At 63.2% G+C, this 13,464-nt stretch carries 16 protein-coding genes; 8 read left to right on the top strand and 8 right to left on the bottom strand.

Annotation, left to right across the window (positions count from 1 at the left end):
- Entirely contained in the window at window positions 1-648 is a 648-nt protein-coding gene (locus PXK01_RS09865; RefSeq protein ID WP_274859841.1) for a TetR/AcrR family transcriptional regulator, read from the bottom strand.
- Between the two features lie 172 nt (window positions 649-820).
- Between PXK01_RS09865 and PXK01_RS09860 the strand changes: the two genes are divergently transcribed.
- From PXK01_RS09860 to PXK01_RS09835, 6 genes are read left to right on the top strand one after another with little or no spacing between them, the layout of a single operon-like run.
- The gene (locus PXK01_RS09860; RefSeq protein ID WP_274859840.1) at window positions 821-2,005 is read left to right on the top strand and encodes a lipid-transfer protein; all 1,185 of its coding nucleotides are present in this window, start codon (window positions 821-823) and stop codon (window positions 2,003-2,005) included.
- A 7-nt stretch (window positions 2,006-2,012) separates the two neighbouring features.
- Complete coding sequence (locus PXK01_RS09855) at window positions 2,013-2,459, top strand: MaoC family dehydratase N-terminal domain-containing protein (RefSeq protein ID WP_274847187.1); 447 nt, start codon at window positions 2,013-2,015, stop codon at window positions 2,457-2,459.
- On the top strand, window positions 2,456-2,866 hold the full coding sequence (locus tag PXK01_RS09850; RefSeq protein WP_274847188.1) for a MaoC family dehydratase: 411 nt from the start codon (window positions 2,456-2,458) through the stop codon (window positions 2,864-2,866). The genes PXK01_RS09855 and PXK01_RS09850 overlap by 4 nt, the downstream gene beginning before the upstream one ends.
- A 19-nt stretch (window positions 2,867-2,885) precedes the next feature.
- Window positions 2,886-3,713: an SDR family NAD(P)-dependent oxidoreductase gene (locus PXK01_RS09845; RefSeq protein ID WP_274859839.1), complete on the top strand. Its 828-nt coding sequence runs from the start codon at window positions 2,886-2,888 to the stop codon at window positions 3,711-3,713.
- Window positions 3,714-3,772: 59 nt separating this feature from the next.
- A complete protein-coding gene (locus PXK01_RS09840) occupies window positions 3,773-4,864 on the top strand; it encodes a CaiB/BaiF CoA transferase family protein (protein ID WP_274859838.1) in 1,092 nt (363 codons plus the stop codon).
- A 4-nt stretch (window positions 4,865-4,868) separates the two neighbouring features.
- Window positions 4,869-6,038, top strand: coding sequence for an acyl-CoA dehydrogenase family protein (locus PXK01_RS09835; protein WP_274859837.1), 1,170 nt, complete (start codon window positions 4,869-4,871; stop codon window positions 6,036-6,038).
- 16 nt (window positions 6,039-6,054) lie between these two features.
- Here PXK01_RS09835 and PXK01_RS09830 read toward each other — a convergent pair whose 3' ends face one another.
- Both PXK01_RS09830 and hemE read right to left on the bottom strand, forming a co-directional pair.
- Window positions 6,055-6,216 carry a hypothetical protein gene (locus tag PXK01_RS09830; RefSeq protein WP_274859836.1) on the bottom strand — a complete coding sequence of 54 codons (162 nt, stop codon included), beginning with the start codon at window positions 6,214-6,216 and terminating at the stop codon, window positions 6,055-6,057.
- Between the two features lie 39 nt (window positions 6,217-6,255).
- Window positions 6,256-7,290 (bottom strand): uroporphyrinogen decarboxylase, encoded by a 1,035-nt coding sequence (hemE, locus tag PXK01_RS09825; protein WP_274859835.1) that lies wholly within the window; start codon window positions 7,288-7,290, stop codon window positions 6,256-6,258.
- 111 nt (window positions 7,291-7,401) lie between these two features.
- Between hemE and hemC the strand changes: the two genes are divergently transcribed.
- Window positions 7,402-8,361 carry a hydroxymethylbilane synthase gene (hemC, locus tag PXK01_RS09820; protein WP_274847194.1) on the top strand — a complete coding sequence of 320 codons (960 nt, stop codon included), beginning with the start codon at window positions 7,402-7,404 and terminating at the stop codon, window positions 8,359-8,361.
- Window positions 8,362-8,435: 74 nt separating this feature from the next.
- The gene (locus tag PXK01_RS09815; protein WP_274859833.1) at window positions 8,436-9,380 is read left to right on the top strand and encodes a fatty acid desaturase family protein; all 945 of its coding nucleotides are present in this window, start codon (window positions 8,436-8,438) and stop codon (window positions 9,378-9,380) included.
- Between the two features lie 7 nt (window positions 9,381-9,387).
- Here the strand turns inward: PXK01_RS09815 and PXK01_RS09810 are convergent, their stop codons facing one another.
- The 5 genes from PXK01_RS09810 to clpS form a co-directional block, all read right to left on the bottom strand.
- Window positions 9,388-10,200 carry a glycoside hydrolase family 25 protein gene (locus PXK01_RS09810; protein ID WP_274859832.1) on the bottom strand — a complete coding sequence of 271 codons (813 nt, stop codon included), beginning with the start codon at window positions 10,198-10,200 and terminating at the stop codon, window positions 9,388-9,390.
- Window positions 10,201-10,287: 87 nt separating this feature from the next.
- Window positions 10,288-11,181 carry an oxygen-dependent coproporphyrinogen oxidase gene (gene hemF, locus PXK01_RS09805; protein WP_274847197.1) on the bottom strand — a complete coding sequence of 298 codons (894 nt, stop codon included), beginning with the start codon at window positions 11,179-11,181 and terminating at the stop codon, window positions 10,288-10,290.
- A gap of 40 nt (window positions 11,182-11,221) precedes the next feature.
- Window positions 11,222-12,025: an SDR family NAD(P)-dependent oxidoreductase gene (locus tag PXK01_RS09800; protein ID WP_274847198.1), complete on the bottom strand. Its 804-nt coding sequence runs from the start codon at window positions 12,023-12,025 to the stop codon at window positions 11,222-11,224.
- 89 nt (window positions 12,026-12,114) lie between these two features.
- Window positions 12,115-13,107: a class I SAM-dependent methyltransferase gene (locus PXK01_RS09795; protein WP_274859830.1), complete on the bottom strand. Its 993-nt coding sequence runs from the start codon at window positions 13,105-13,107 to the stop codon at window positions 12,115-12,117.
- A 12-nt stretch (window positions 13,108-13,119) separates the two neighbouring features.
- Window positions 13,120-13,461 carry an ATP-dependent Clp protease adapter ClpS gene (clpS, locus tag PXK01_RS09790; RefSeq protein WP_274847200.1) on the bottom strand — a complete coding sequence of 114 codons (342 nt, stop codon included), beginning with the start codon at window positions 13,459-13,461 and terminating at the stop codon, window positions 13,120-13,122.
- Window positions 13,462-13,464: the final 3 nt, after the last annotated feature.

The raw sequence follows: 13,464 nt of genomic DNA, 5'->3' as shown, positions 1-13,464 counted from the left end.
TCACATCTGCGAAGGCTCACGCGGCACCGGCAATAGCCCATTGAGAAGCATCGCGAGATACTGTTCGGCGATCTCTTCATGGGGAACCGGGCGCGCGGTGCGGTTCCAGAAGGGGATCCAATTGAGCGCCCCAAAGACCCCTGCGGCCACAAGCCGTGGATCGCAGTGGCGGATCACCCCTTCGCGGATGCCCTGTTCGATCAGCGCACGCAGCTGAAAATCCACGCGGGCCTTGCCCTCGTGCAGGGCCTCGCGGCGCTCGGGCGACAGGCTGTGCGGGCGCACCATGGCAAGGCTGGCGCCCAGATCCGTCGAGACCCATTCGCAGTACCCCCGGATCAGACGCGAGATCCGCTCCTCCACCGGCAGGCTGTCATCACGGCTCAGCTCCATCACCTCGCCCAGGAACTCCAGGCTCAGCTGATGGCACCCAAACAGGATGTCCTCCTTGCTTTGCACATAATAGTAGATCGTGCGCTTGGTGATATTGAGCGCCGCCGCGATATCCTCCAGCGAGGTCTGCTCATAGCCCTGATCGTTGAACAGGCGTGCCCCGGCCATCAGCACCGCGCGGCGCTTGATCTCGCGCTGCGCGCTGCGGCTGTCTGCCGCCTTTGTCGCCGTCTTGGCCCAGGTCTTGTTTCCCATCGCGAATGCCCGTCATACCCCTGCGCACACCCAAAGCCCCATCGATTGACGCCCGGTAATTACACTCACCAGTTACACGGTTCTTGACAGTTTGCCCAGCCCGCATTGAAAGTAACCCGCAAGTGTAATTTCGACTCGCACACAGTTTTGACACGCGCAGGGGAGAGAACCAATGACTGCACATGTGATGGTCGCCGGGGTGGGCATGACCAAATTCGCCAAGCCCGGCCAGAATGACCCCTATACGGAAATGGGCGCCGCCGCCGTGCGCGATGCGCTGGCGGATGCGGGTCTGCCCTATGATGCGGTGCAACAGGCCTATGCGGGCTATGTCTATGGCGACAGCACCTGCGGTCAGGCCGCTCTCTACAAGGTGGGCATGACCGGCATTCCGGTGATGAACGTCAACAACAATTGCTCAACCGGGTCGACCGCCCTGTTCATGGCGCGTCAGGCGGTGGAATCGGGTGCCGTCGACGTGGCGCTGGCGCTGGGGTTCGAACATATGCAACCCGGCGCGCTCACCTCGCATTGGACCGACCGACCCAGCCCCTTTGATGCCTTTGATGCGGAAACCGACGATCTGGTTGGCAATCCCCAGATCCCGCTGGCGCTGCGCTATTTCGGCGGCGCGGGCAAATCGCATATGGAGAAATACGGCTCCACCATGCTGGATCTGGCCCGCATCCGCGCCAAGGCCAGCCGCCACGCGGTGAACAATCCGCTGGCCCTGTTCCGCAATGAGCTGACCCCCGAGGACGTGTTGGAAAGCCCCACGATCTGGGAGGGCGTGATGACCCGCCTGATGGCCTGCCCGCCCACCTGCGGCGCAGCCGCCGCGGTCGTGGTCAGCGAGGCTTACGTCAAGAAACACGGGCTGAGCAGCAATGTGCGCATCATCGGCCAGGCGATGACCACCGATTATGCCAGCACCTTTGAAGACCACGACATGATGAAGGTCGTCGGCTATGACATGACCGCCGCTGCCTCCAAACAGGTGCAGGAGCAGACCGGCATCGGCATCGACGATGTGGATGTGGTCGAGCTGCACGACTGTTTCGCCCATAACGAGATGATCACCTACGAAGGTCTTGGCCTCTGCCCCGAGGGCGGCGCGTCGAAGTTCATCGCCGATGGCGACAACACCTATGGCGGCAAATATGTGACCAACCCCTCGGGCGGTCTCTTGTCCAAGGGGCACCCGCTGGGCGCCACTGGTCTTGCGCAATGCTACGAGCTGACTCGTCAGCTGCGCGGCACCGCAGGCAGCACGCAGGTAGAAGGTGCCCGCACCGCGCTGCAGCACAACCTTGGTCTGGGCGGTGCCTGCGTCGTCACCATGTATCAGGCGCAGTGAGGCGGCGATGATCGATACCTCATATGTCGGCCACGTGACCGATCCCTATTCGGTCACGGTCGAAAAAGGCCGGTTGCGGGATTTTGCCCGCGCCACCGGCCAGAGCGACCGCGTCTATCTGGATGAGGCAGCCGCGCAGGCGGCAGGCTATCGCGGCCTGCTGGCGCCGCCCACCTATCTGTTCTCGCTCGATCTGGACCGGGAAGATCCCTTCTACTTCATCACCCTTCTGAAGATCGACCTTGCGCGGGTCCTGCATGGCGAGCAGGCCTTTACCTATGGCGCGCCGATCTGTGCCGGGGACACCGTGACACTCGTCAGCGAAGTCACCGATATCTACGCCAAGAAGGGCGGCGCCATGGAGTTCGTGCATCTGAAGACCTCGGCCACCAACCAGCTGGGCGAGGATGCCGGCAGCATGACCCGCACCGTGATCGTGAGGCATCCGCAATGACAATGCCAACATATGCCGAGATCAAGGTGGGCGACCCGCTGCCGCCGCTGACCACCAAGGAAATCACCCGCACCACACTGGCGCTGTTTGCCGGGGCTTCGGGCGATCACAACCCGATCCATATCGACATCGATTTCGCCAAAGCCGCTGGGATGCCCGACGTCTTTGCCCATGGCATGCTGAACATGGCCTATCTGGGCCGCCTGCTGACGGGATGGGTGCCGCAATCGGCCTTGCGGGAATTCACCACCCGTTTCGTGGCGATCACCCAGGTGCATGCGGTGATCACCTGCACCGGCAAGGTGGTGGAAAAACGCGACGGCAATCTGGTGGCGCTGGAAATCGAGGCTGCCGATCAGAACGGCGAGGTCAAACTGGCCGGAACCGCGCTGATCGAGCTGCCATAAAGACAAAGGACGAGACTCAATGAGCAAACTTGCAGGCAAGACCGCCTATGTCACCGGCGCAGGCCGTGGCATCGGCCGCTCCATCGCGCTGAAACTGGCGGAAGACGGTGCCAATGTGGTGCTGAACGATCTGGATGCCGAACCGGCGAACGAGGTAGTCGCCGAAATCGAAGCCATGGGCGGCAAGGCCCTGGCCGTTGCGGGCTCGGTCACCGCCGCCGGCTTTGCCGAGGATTTCATCCAAGGCGGGATCGACAAGTTCGGCGGCGTCGACATCATCGTCAACAACGCGGGCTACACTTGGGACAGCTTCATCGGCAAGATGAGTGATGAGCAGTTCGATGCCATGATCGATGTGCACCTGAAGGCGCCCTTCCGGATCCTGCGCGCTGCCGCACCGTTCATTTCGCAAGCCGCCGCTCAGGAGGCCGCCGAAGGACGCGAGGTCTTCCGCAAGGTGGTCAATATCTCGTCGATCTCGGGCACCGGCGGCAACGCGGGCCAGGCCAACTACTCGGCCGCGAAATCCGGCGTCGTCGGCCTGACCAAGACCATGGCCAAGGAATGGGGCCGCTTCAAGGTGAACGTCAATGCGGTGGCCTTCGGCATGATCTCCACCCGCCTGACCGAAGCCACCGACGAGAAGAAATCCATCGAGGTCGAAGGCAACAAGATCGGCATCGGCATCCCCAAGAAACTGGTGCAGGGCATGGAGATGATGATCCCCCTGGGCCGCGCCGGCACGCCGGAAGAGGCCGCGGGCGGCGTCTATCTCTTCTGCATTCCCGAAAGCAACTATGTTTCGGGCCAGACCCTGATCGTGGGCGGCGGCCTGTCGGGCACCTGATGTGAAACAGGGCCTGCTCCCCCGAGGGGGCGGGCCATCAAGAGGGGGGAGGCGACATCATGCTGCAAGGCACCCGCATTATCGAGGTCGAGGGTCTTGGCCCCGGCCCATTCGCTGCGATGACACTGGCCGATATGGGCGCCGATGTGATCTGCATCCACCGCAAGGGCGGCGGTGTCACCCCCGGCATGCCGGAACGTTCAGTACTGGATCGCGGCAAACGCTCGATCGCGCTGGACCTGAAGGATCCCGACGATATCGAGACCTTCATGGCCCTGGTGGAAACGGCCGACGGTCTGATCGAGGGTTTTCGCCCCGGCGTGATGGAGAAACTCGGCATCGGGCCTGAGGCCTGCCATGCCGTGAACCCGAGCCTTGTCTTTGGCCGCATGACCGGCTGGGGCCAGGACAGCGCCCTCTCTCATGCCGCCGGGCATGATCTGAACTATATCTCCCTGTCCGGCGCGCTCTGGTACGGATCGAACCCCGGCGATACGCCGCTGACGCCTGCCACGCTGGTCGGCGATATCGGCGGCGGCGCCATGTATCTGGTAGCCGGCATGTTGGCCGGGATCCTGCGCGCCCGCACCAGCGGCGAAGGCTGCGTGGTTGATGCGGCGATCTATGACGGATCGGCCCATATGATGAACCTGTTGATGAGCATCCGGCAAGCCGGGAACTTTGGCGATGCGCGCGGGCAGAACCTGCTGGACGGCCCGCATTGGAGCCGCACCTACGCCTGCGCCGATGGCGGTTTCATGTCGGTGCAATGTCTTGAGCCGAAATTCTACGCGCAGTTCCTGGATCTGATCGGCCTTGCGGAGGATCCCGAATTCCAGCGCCAGTTCGACAAGGCGCTCTGGCCTGCCCTGACCGGGCGCCTGGCCGGGATCTTCGCCAGCCAGCCCCGCGATCACTGGGCGGGGATCTTCGAAGGCACCGACGCCTGTGTCGCGCCTGTGCTAAGCCCCGGCGAGGCGCTGACCCACCCGATGAACGCCCGCGGCACCTGGGTCGAAGCCCATGGCGCGCTGCAGGCCGCCCCGGCGCCGCGGTTCTCTGGCGCTGGCGACTGGACCGCGCCCGAAAGCCCCGCACGGGGGCAGCACGCAGATGAAATCCTGGCCGAACTGGGCCGCAAGAAGGACTGAAGCCATGACAGCCCAAACGACAGCGCATGTCTCTCCCTGGATGAATGACGAGCTCACGATGCTGCAGGACAGCTGCCGCAGCTTTTTCACCGCCGAGATGACCCCGCACGAGGAACGCTGGCAGAAACAGGGCCATATCGACCGGGAGTTCTGGAACAAGGCCGGCGAGTTCGGCCTGCTCTGCGCCAGCGTCCCCGAGGAATACGGCGGCATGGGCGGCGATTTCCGCCACGAGGCGGTGATCACCACCGAACAGTTCCGCGCCGCCGGGTTTTCCGGCTTTGGAAACTCGGTCCACAGCCAGATCTGCGCAGGCTATATCCTCGACTACGGCACCGAGGATCAGAAGCAGCGCTGGCTGCCCAAGATGGCCAGCGGCGAAATGGTCTGCGCCATCGCCATGACCGAACCCGGCACCGGATCGGACCTGCAGAACATCAAGACAAACGCCCTGCGCGATGGCAACGACTATGTGCTCAGCGGCTCCAAGACCTTCATCACCAATGGTCAGCAGGCCGATCTGATCATCGTGGTCTGCAAGACCGATCCCGCACAGGGCGCCAAGGGGATCTCGCTTCTGGTGGTGGAAACCGAGGGCGCCGAAGGCTTTGCACGGGGTCGCAATCTGGAAAAACTGGGCCTCAAGAGCCAGGACACGTCAGAGCTGTTCTTTGACAATGTGCGCGTGCCGCCCGAGAACCTGCTAGGCGGGGTCGAGGGGCAAGGGTTCTACCAGCTGATGAAGGCGCTGCCGCAGGAACGGCTGGTGATCGCCCTGGGGGCTGCCGCCGTGATCGAGAGGGCGCTGGAGGACACCGTCGCCTATACCTCGGAGCGGCGCGCCTTTGGGCAAGCCCTGATCGAGATGCAGAACACCCGCTTCAAACTGGCCGAGGCCAAGACCATCGCCCATATCGCCCGGGTGTTCCTGGATGACTGCGTCGCCAAGCACCTGCGCGGAGAGCTGGACGCCGCCACGGCCTCGATGGCGAAATGGTGGGTGACGCAGATGCAATGCGACGTGGTCGACGAATGCCTGCAGCTGCACGGCGGCTACGGCTACATGCTGGAATACCCGATCGCCAATATGTACGCCGATGCCCGCGTGCAGAAGATCTACGGCGGCTCGAACGAGATCATGAAGGAACTGATCGCCCGCACCCTGACGCAATAGCGCCAGGGGCAGCGGGTCAGCCGTCCTTCTGGGCGGCGGCCTTCTTCATCCGAGCCAGCAGTTCGGCCTTGCTCTCACGCTTGCTGTAGGGGTTCTTATCGGTGCCCTTGGCGTTGTGCTCGCTATGCCGGGGCGCGTTGCGGCCCAGTTTCGGGCCGCCCTGTTTGCCGTAATCCATTGTCCACTCACATCTTGTCTGAAATGCTGCGACGCGCGATCAGCCCTCGCGGACCGTGTCGATCATCAACTGCACGTTGTCCGGGTTTGCATCGGGTGTGATGCCGTGGCCCAGGTTGAAGATATGCGGCCCACCGCGCAAGGCGTTGACGATATGGCGGGTCTCATCAACCAGTTCCTGACCGCCGGTCACCATGTGGCGCGAGGCAAGGTTGCCCTGCACGCAGCCATCCACCTGCACATGTTCCGCAACCCACTCAGGTGTCACCGAGTTGTCCACTGCAACGCAATCGACACCGGTCGCCTTGGCAAAGCCGATATAGCCCTCGCCCGCCTCGCGCGGGAAACCGATGACCGGAATGCCCGGGTGGCGTTCTTTCAGCGCTGCGGTGATCTGGCGGCAGGGTTCCAGCGCGTAGTTCTGGAAGTCCTCGCCTTTCAGCGATCCGGCCCAGCTGTCAAAGATCTTCACGACCTCGGCGCCTGCCTCGATCTGCTTTGACAGGTAATCGATGGTCGCCTCGGTAATGCGGGTCAGCAGCGCTTCGAACAGGGCACGGTTTTCCGCCTTCAGCGCATGGGCCGGACCCTGATCCGGGGTGCCGCGTCCCGCGATCATATAGGTCGCCACGGTCCAGGGCGCCCCGGCAAAACCGATCAGCGCCGTCTCGCTCGGGAGTTCCCGCTTCAGGATCTTCAGGGTCTCGTAGATCGGGTTCAGCGTCTCGTGGATGTCGCTGGCCGGTCCCAGCTTGGCAAAATCCGCATCGGTGGTGATGGTGGACAGGCGCGGGCCTTCGCCGGTCACGAACCACAGATCGGCGCCCAGCGCCTGCGGCACCAGAAGGATATCGGCAAAGAGGATCGCCGCATCGAACCCGTAGCGGCGGATCGGCTGCAGGGTGACCTCGGCCGCCAGTTCGGAATTGTAGCACAGCGACAGGAAATCCCCGGCCTCGGCCCGTGTTGCGCGATATTCCGGCAGATAGCGACCGGCCTGGCGCATCATCCAGATCGGCGGCACATGCTGTTTTTCACCTGCCAATGCGCGCAGCAGTTTCTTCTGTTCGGCCATGGGATCCCTCGCTTGTCTCTGGCTTACTGAGGTCTAGCCAAAGCGGCAAATTGTCAAGGGCAGTGAGCCTCATGCTTGTCACGGCATAATGTCGCGAATAAAGGTTCTGACATGACACAGAACCTGCCCTCCCCCGCCTCGCCCCTGAAGATCGGCACCCGTGGATCGCCCCTGGCGCTGGCCCAGGCGCATGAGACGCGCGATCGTCTGGCCGCCGCATTCGACCTGCCGCAGGACGCGTTCGAGATCGTGGTGATCAAGACGACCGGCGACAATCAGGCGCTGATCGCGGCGGATCGCCCGCTGAAGGAGATCGGCAACAAGGGTCTGTTCACCAAGGAAATCGAAGAGGCCATGCTGAGTGGCGGCATCGACATTGCCGTTCACTCGATGAAGGACATGCCGGTGGCGCAGCCCGAAGGGCTGGTACTGGATTGCTACCTGCCGCGCGAGGACGTGCGCGATGCCTTTGTCTCTCCCAGCCTGTCTTCCATCGCCGATCTGGCACCGGGGGCGGTGGTGGGCACCTCCTCCCTGCGGCGGCGTGCGCAGCTGCTGAACCGGCGTCCCGACCTGCAGGTGGTCGAGTTCCGCGGCAACGTGCAGACCCGGCTGAAGAAGCTGGCCGATGGCGTGGCCGATTGCACCTTCCTTGCCATGGCGGGCCTCAACCGCCTAGGCATGAGCGATGTCCCCGCAACCGGCATCGATACGGATGACATGCTGCCCGCCGTGGCGCAGGGGGCCATCGGCATTGAACGGCGCGAAGGGGACAGCCGCGCGGCCGATATGCTGGCGGCCATCCACGACCTGGAAACCGCCCAGCGCCTGGGGGCGGAACGCGCCTTCCTGGCGGCGCTGGATGGCTCCTGCGAAACGCCGATTGCGGGACTGGCGGAACTGGACGGCAGCACCCTGCGCCTGCGCGGCGAAGTGCTGCGTCCCGATGGCTCAGAAGCCCTGCAGGATGCCCAGAGCTGCGCCATCGAGGACGGCCCAGCCCTGGGTCGCGAAATGGCTGCGAAACTGCTGGCGCAGGCCGGAACAGGCTTCTTTGACTGGCGCGGGTAACGCGTCCTGACGCCACGCCCTTCTTGACCGGAGCGCCCCTGCCCTGAACACTTCGGGGCGGGAGGACTGCGATCATGACACCGGGAAAGACCTATCTCACTTCGGATGAAATCCGCCCCCTGGCCGAACGATCAGACTTGATGGGGCTGTGGCTGCTCATGCATTGCTGGGGCACCATCGCACTGGCGCTGACGCTGTTTGGCTTCTGGCCCAATGCACTGACATTCGTGCTGGCAATCATGGTGATCGGCTCGCGCCAGTTGGGACTGGCGATCCTGATGCATGAGGCCGCGCATAACGCCCTGTTCAAGACCCGCCGCCTGAACGAGGTCGCCGGAGACTGGCTCTGCGGGCGGCCGATCCTGGCCGACCTTGCCGCCTATCGGCACTATCACCTGACCCACCACCGCTTTACCCAGACCGAGAAGGACCCTGATCTGGTGCTCTCGGCCAAGTTCCCCACCTCCCGCGCCTCCCTGCGGCGCAAGTTCACCCGCGATCTGACCGGGCAGACCGGGATCAAGCAGCTGGTCGGGCAGATCCTGATGTCGCTGCAACTGGCCGGGGATGAGGATGCGATCAAGGCGGCCAATTCGGATTTCGCCCAAAGCTTCAAGGCGCCGCGTCTGTGGGGAGCGTTGCCGGTCTTTCTTGGCATCACCCTTCTGTTCAGCCTGATCGGAGACTGGTGGTGGGGACTGGCCTTCTGGCTGCTGCCCTATCTGACCTGGTTCCAGTTCGTGCTGCGGGTGCGCAACATTGCCGAGCATGGCGCCACCGAACAGTCCGAGAACCCGCTGCAGAACGTGCGTACCACACGGGCCGGACCGATCGCCCGGCTGCTTGTGGCGCCCTATTGGGTGAACTACCACCTGGAGCATCACATGGTGATGCATGTGCCCTGCTGGCAGTTGAAATCCATGCATACCCTCCTGCTCAACAAGGGATTAGGAGATCAGATGCGCCTTGCGAACGGCTATGGGCAGGCCCTGGCCGAAGCAGGCTGGCGCCGCGCCTGAGCGCCAATCATGGCTTTAGCTGACCGGACCAGCGCAGCCAGGTTTCGGGACTGTCGTGAAAGACGTTGAGATCCACGTCTCCCTCGATACCCGACACCCGCCCCGTCCCCGAATACTGCCAGAACCGCCAATAGGCGCCAGGATAGGTCTTGCGTGGATGTCCTGCGACCGAACGCAGCCAGAACTCCCCCCCTTTCAAGCGTCCGATCCCGGTTTCGGCAAAGAAATCCACTGTGGTGTAGATCACCGGACGGCGCCCGTAGTGGGCTTCGAGGATGTTCAGGAACTTGCGCGCTTCGGTCCGCACCCTGGCCCCATCCGGGCGCAACCGGCAGGTCTTTGAATGGGGGTTCCATTCCATATCCAGCACATGCGGAAGCGCGCGGGCATCCTTTGGAACGTTTCGAATGAACCAACGCGCTTGCTGTTCAGCGGGACGACAGAAATAGAAGTAGTGATAGGCGCCGCGTGGAAGCCCGGCCCGGCCCGCCGCACGCCAGTTTTCCCGAAACATCGGATCAACCAGATCGCCGCCCTCGGTCGCCTTGAGATAGGCAAAGGACACCCCTGCCCGTTTGGCCTTGGCCCAGTCGATCTCCCCCTGCCAGCGAGAGACATCAATGCCGTGGATGGCATAGGAATAGGGCGTTCGCCCCTCCCAGGAATGGGGATCGCTATCGCCGAACCTCGGGAAGGTCACAAGCTCAGAAAGCTGTTCAGCATCGGGGCGTTGAGTCGGCGCTGATTGCTCTGGTTCGGGCGGTTGCCCGCAGCCGGACACCCCCAGGACAAGAACCAAGGCAAGCCAAAAACGGAGCATAAGCCCCCCTCAAACAAAAACACTCAACACCGCAAGCATAGCCTCACCGCGGTGCGCAGAGGAAGCCCTGAGATGAGCGCGGCCCGGTCACACCCATTTTGCCATTGGCGGCAGGCTCATCAGCACCGCATTGGCATCGTGACCGGTTTCCAGGCCAAACTTGGTCCCCCGGTCATAGACCAGGTTGTATTCGGCATAGAGACCGCGATGCACCAGCTGCGCATCCTTGTCTGCCGCATCAAAGGGCTGAACCCGACGTTTTTCCACCAGGGGCAGATAGGCGGGCAGGAAGGCACGGCCAATGTCCTGGGTCAGGGCAAAATCCGCCTCCCAGTCGCCGGTGCAGCGGTCATCCATGAAGATGCCCCCCACCCCCCGCGCGCGCTTGCGGTGCGGGATATAGAAATACTCGTCCGCCCATTCCTTCAGGCGCGGATAAAGATCGGCGCCATGCGGATCGAGATGCTGTTTCTGCTGGGCATGGAAATGCGCCGTGTCCTCGTCATATTCGATGCAAGGGTTCAGGTCCGAGCCGCCCCCGAACCACCAGGCATGCGGCGTCCAGAACATGCGGGTGTTCATATGGACCGCAGGCACATGGGGGTTCTGCATATGCGCCACCAGCGAAATGCCCGAGGCCCAGAAGCGCGGATCCTCTTTCATGCCGGGAATGCCCTTGCGGGCCGCCATGGCATTTTGCGCCCGTTCCCCAAGGGTGCCATAGACCTCGGAGATATTGACGCCGACCTTTTCAAAGACACGGCCGCCGCGCATCACGCTCATCAGACCGCCACCGGCATCCGATCCGTCCTCGGAGGTGCGGGAGGTCTCGCTCACCTCGAACCGTCCGGGCGCCTGATCGGCAAAGGGGCCGGTGTCATGGCTGTCTTCCAGCGCTTCGAAGGCGGCGACGATGTCATCACGCAGGGCGCGGAACCAGGCGGCGGCACGGGATTTCTGATCTGTCATCTCAGCGGTCATAAGCGGGTCTCTTTGGGTCTTGTTTCTGGGGCACGCGGGGTCAGTGAACCGGGGCGGCAACGGAATCAAGCAGAGTGCGCCCGCCGTCCACCGTCAGGATCTGCCCGGTCATAAAACCGGAGGCATCAGACGCCAGATACTGCGCCGTCTCGGTCAGTTCCGTCGGCGCCGCAATCCGGCCCAGCGGCGTGTGTTTTTCAATATCCTGGCGATAAGCGCGGTTGTCTTTCAGGGTATCGCGCAGCGAAGCGCTCATCACCGAGCCAAAGGCGATCGAATTCACCCGCACCCCATGGGGGGCATAGGAGACCGACAGGGAGCGGGTCAGCTGGTCCAGCGCCGCCGAGGCGACCGAGTAGGCCATCAGATCAGGATGCGTGCGCCGAGCAGCGATGGAGGAGAGGTTGATGATCGCACCGCGCGGCGTGCCCGGCTCGCGCCCTTCGCCCTGCTTGATCATGCGCCGCGCCACCTGCTGCGACAGGCGCAGACCGGGCAGCAGGTTTTCCGTCAGCAGCAACTCGAGCGAATCGTCCTTGGGATCCAGCGGATCGCTCGGCACCACCTGGCGGGCGCCATTGACCAGGATATCCACCTCCTCGAAGGCGTCGATGGTGGCCGACAGAAGGTTGGCGATGGTCAGCCGTTCACGCAGATCACCCGCGAAATAGCGGATATTGCCATCCTCGACCTGCTCTCCGAGCTCGGCGATCAGGGTGGCCTCACTGGTATCGGCAAACATCACGTTTGCGCCCTCATCGGCAAACCTCTTGCCAATCGCGAGCCCGATCCCGCTTGAGGCACCGGTCACGATGGCGGTCTTGCCGGAAATCGAGAAGGACATGCGGACACTCCGAAGATTGGGGAAAGGTTGCGCAAACTGGGGCGGAGGTTAGACCGGAGCGCACCGTTTGAAAACCGGCAATAGAAGCCCTAACGCCGCAGCTTTTTCGGGCGGCTGGCGTGCAGGACCTTGAAACGATTGTCCCCGGCCACATCTTCCACATGGGCAAAGCGCTGCGACAGGGTTGTCTCATAGGGCAGATGCCGGTTGGCGACCATCCACAGGCTCCCCGAGGCGGTCAGCATCGAAGCGGCCGCGACAATGAAGGCCTGCCCCAGCTCGGGCTCGGCGCTGCGGCCGCTGTGAAAGGGCGGGTTCATCACCACGGCATTCATCGCGCCGGGGGCCTTCCAGGCTTGCACATCGGCCCAGTGAAACGCCGCGCGCGGATCATCGACGTTGCGGCGCGCGCACGCCAGCGCATCGTGATTGGCCTCCACCAGATGCAGCTCCTCGACCTCGGCATGGGTCAGGATCTGACGAGACAGATACCCCCAGCCCGCACCCAGATCGGCCACCGCCCGCCCCAGTTTGGCAGGCAGAGCCTCGGCCAGCAGCCGGGAGGCCGGATCGATGCCATCGGCAGAAAACACCCCCGGCAGGGTCACGAAGCCCTCGACCGTAGTCTCTGCCTCGGGCAGCCAGTCCGACAGGAGGTCTTTGTCCCCATCGAACCAGAACACCTTGCCATGCGCCTTGGAAACGGCTGCAGAAGGAGAGGTCGCCTTGCGCAACGCCTTGTAGATCGAATCGATCCCATCCGTCTTGGCGCCATCCACCAGCACCGGACCATCCGTCGCGGCCGCGGCCTGCGCCACATTCATCCGCGCCTGCACCTTGGCCCGCGGCAGGAACACCATCGCCGCGGCAAAGCGCATATCCGCAGGCAGATCCGGGCGGCAGTCGTACCCTTGGGCGGCAAAGGCATCATATTCGGCCCGCATCGGCTGGATCAGCAGCAGCCTGTCCTTGGGCAACGCTGCCAGGTCATGATCCCTGCGCGGATGGAATACGGCGATGCGCCCCTCTTCGGGCAGCGCAAAGCCGCCCGTCTCAAGCGCGAGCGACAGGCGTAGGGACATCTTGGGACCTCTTCAGTCTTCTTTTTCCATGGTGCATTGCAGCGGATGCTGATGCCGACGGGCGAAATCCATCACCTGGGCCACCTTGGTCTCGGCGATCTCATGGCTGAAGACCCCGACCACTGCCAGGCCTTTCTTGTGCACGGTCAGCATGATCTCGAAGGCCTGCGCATGGGTCATGCCAAAGAACCGCTCCAGCACCATCACCACGAATTCCATCGGCGTGTAGTCGTCGTTCAGCAGCAGCACCTTGTAACGTGGCGGGCGCTGGGTTTTCGGCCGGGTCTTGGTCAGGACACCAAGATCGGTATCGTCATCCGAGTTGTCCGTCATCATCACTGGCTGAAGCGGCATGGC

This window comes from Phaeobacter sp. PT47_59, assembly GCF_028890025.1.
In the GTDB taxonomy this organism is placed as follows: domain Bacteria; phylum Pseudomonadota; class Alphaproteobacteria; order Rhodobacterales; family Rhodobacteraceae; genus Phycobacter.
This window is presented reverse-complemented; position numbering and strand designations above follow the sequence as displayed.

Bases quoted from the DNA above. Each gene is read 5' to 3' on its own strand.
- PXK01_RS09835 (WP_274859837.1), top strand. From the start codon at position 4,869: ATGACAGCCCAAACGACAGCGCATGTCTCTCCCTGGATGAATGACGAG.
- PXK01_RS09855 (WP_274847187.1), top strand. From the start codon at position 2,013: ATGATCGATACCTCATATGTCGGCCACGTGACCGATCCCTATTCGGTC.
- PXK01_RS09810 (WP_274859832.1), bottom strand. From the start codon at position 10,200: ATGCTCCGTTTTTGGCTTGCCTTGGTTCTTGTCCTGGGGGTGTCCGGC.
- PXK01_RS09860 (WP_274859840.1), top strand. From the start codon at position 821: ATGACTGCACATGTGATGGTCGCCGGGGTGGGCATGACCAAATTCGCC.
- hemF (WP_274847197.1), bottom strand. From the start codon at position 11,181: ATGACCGCTGAGATGACAGATCAGAAATCCCGTGCCGCCGCCTGGTTC.
- hemC (WP_274847194.1), top strand. From the start codon at position 7,402: ATGACACAGAACCTGCCCTCCCCCGCCTCGCCCCTGAAGATCGGCACC.
- PXK01_RS09800 (WP_274847198.1), bottom strand. From the start codon at position 12,025: ATGTCCTTCTCGATTTCCGGCAAGACCGCCATCGTGACCGGTGCCTCA.
- PXK01_RS09815 (WP_274859833.1), top strand. From the start codon at position 8,436: ATGACACCGGGAAAGACCTATCTCACTTCGGATGAAATCCGCCCCCTG.
- PXK01_RS09840 (WP_274859838.1), top strand. From the start codon at position 3,773: ATGCTGCAAGGCACCCGCATTATCGAGGTCGAGGGTCTTGGCCCCGGC.
- PXK01_RS09865 (WP_274859841.1), bottom strand. From the start codon at position 648: ATGGGAAACAAGACCTGGGCCAAGACGGCGACAAAGGCGGCAGACAGC.
- PXK01_RS09850 (WP_274847188.1), top strand. From the start codon at position 2,456: ATGACAATGCCAACATATGCCGAGATCAAGGTGGGCGACCCGCTGCCG.
- PXK01_RS09795 (WP_274859830.1), bottom strand. From the start codon at position 13,107: ATGTCCCTACGCCTGTCGCTCGCGCTTGAGACGGGCGGCTTTGCGCTG.
- PXK01_RS09845 (WP_274859839.1), top strand. From the start codon at position 2,886: ATGAGCAAACTTGCAGGCAAGACCGCCTATGTCACCGGCGCAGGCCGT.
- hemE (WP_274859835.1), bottom strand. From the start codon at position 7,290: ATGGCCGAACAGAAGAAACTGCTGCGCGCATTGGCAGGTGAAAAACAG.
- clpS (WP_274847200.1), bottom strand. From the start codon at position 13,461: ATGCCGCTTCAGCCAGTGATGATGACGGACAACTCGGATGACGATACC.
- PXK01_RS09830 (WP_274859836.1), bottom strand. From the start codon at position 6,216: ATGGATTACGGCAAACAGGGCGGCCCGAAACTGGGCCGCAACGCGCCC.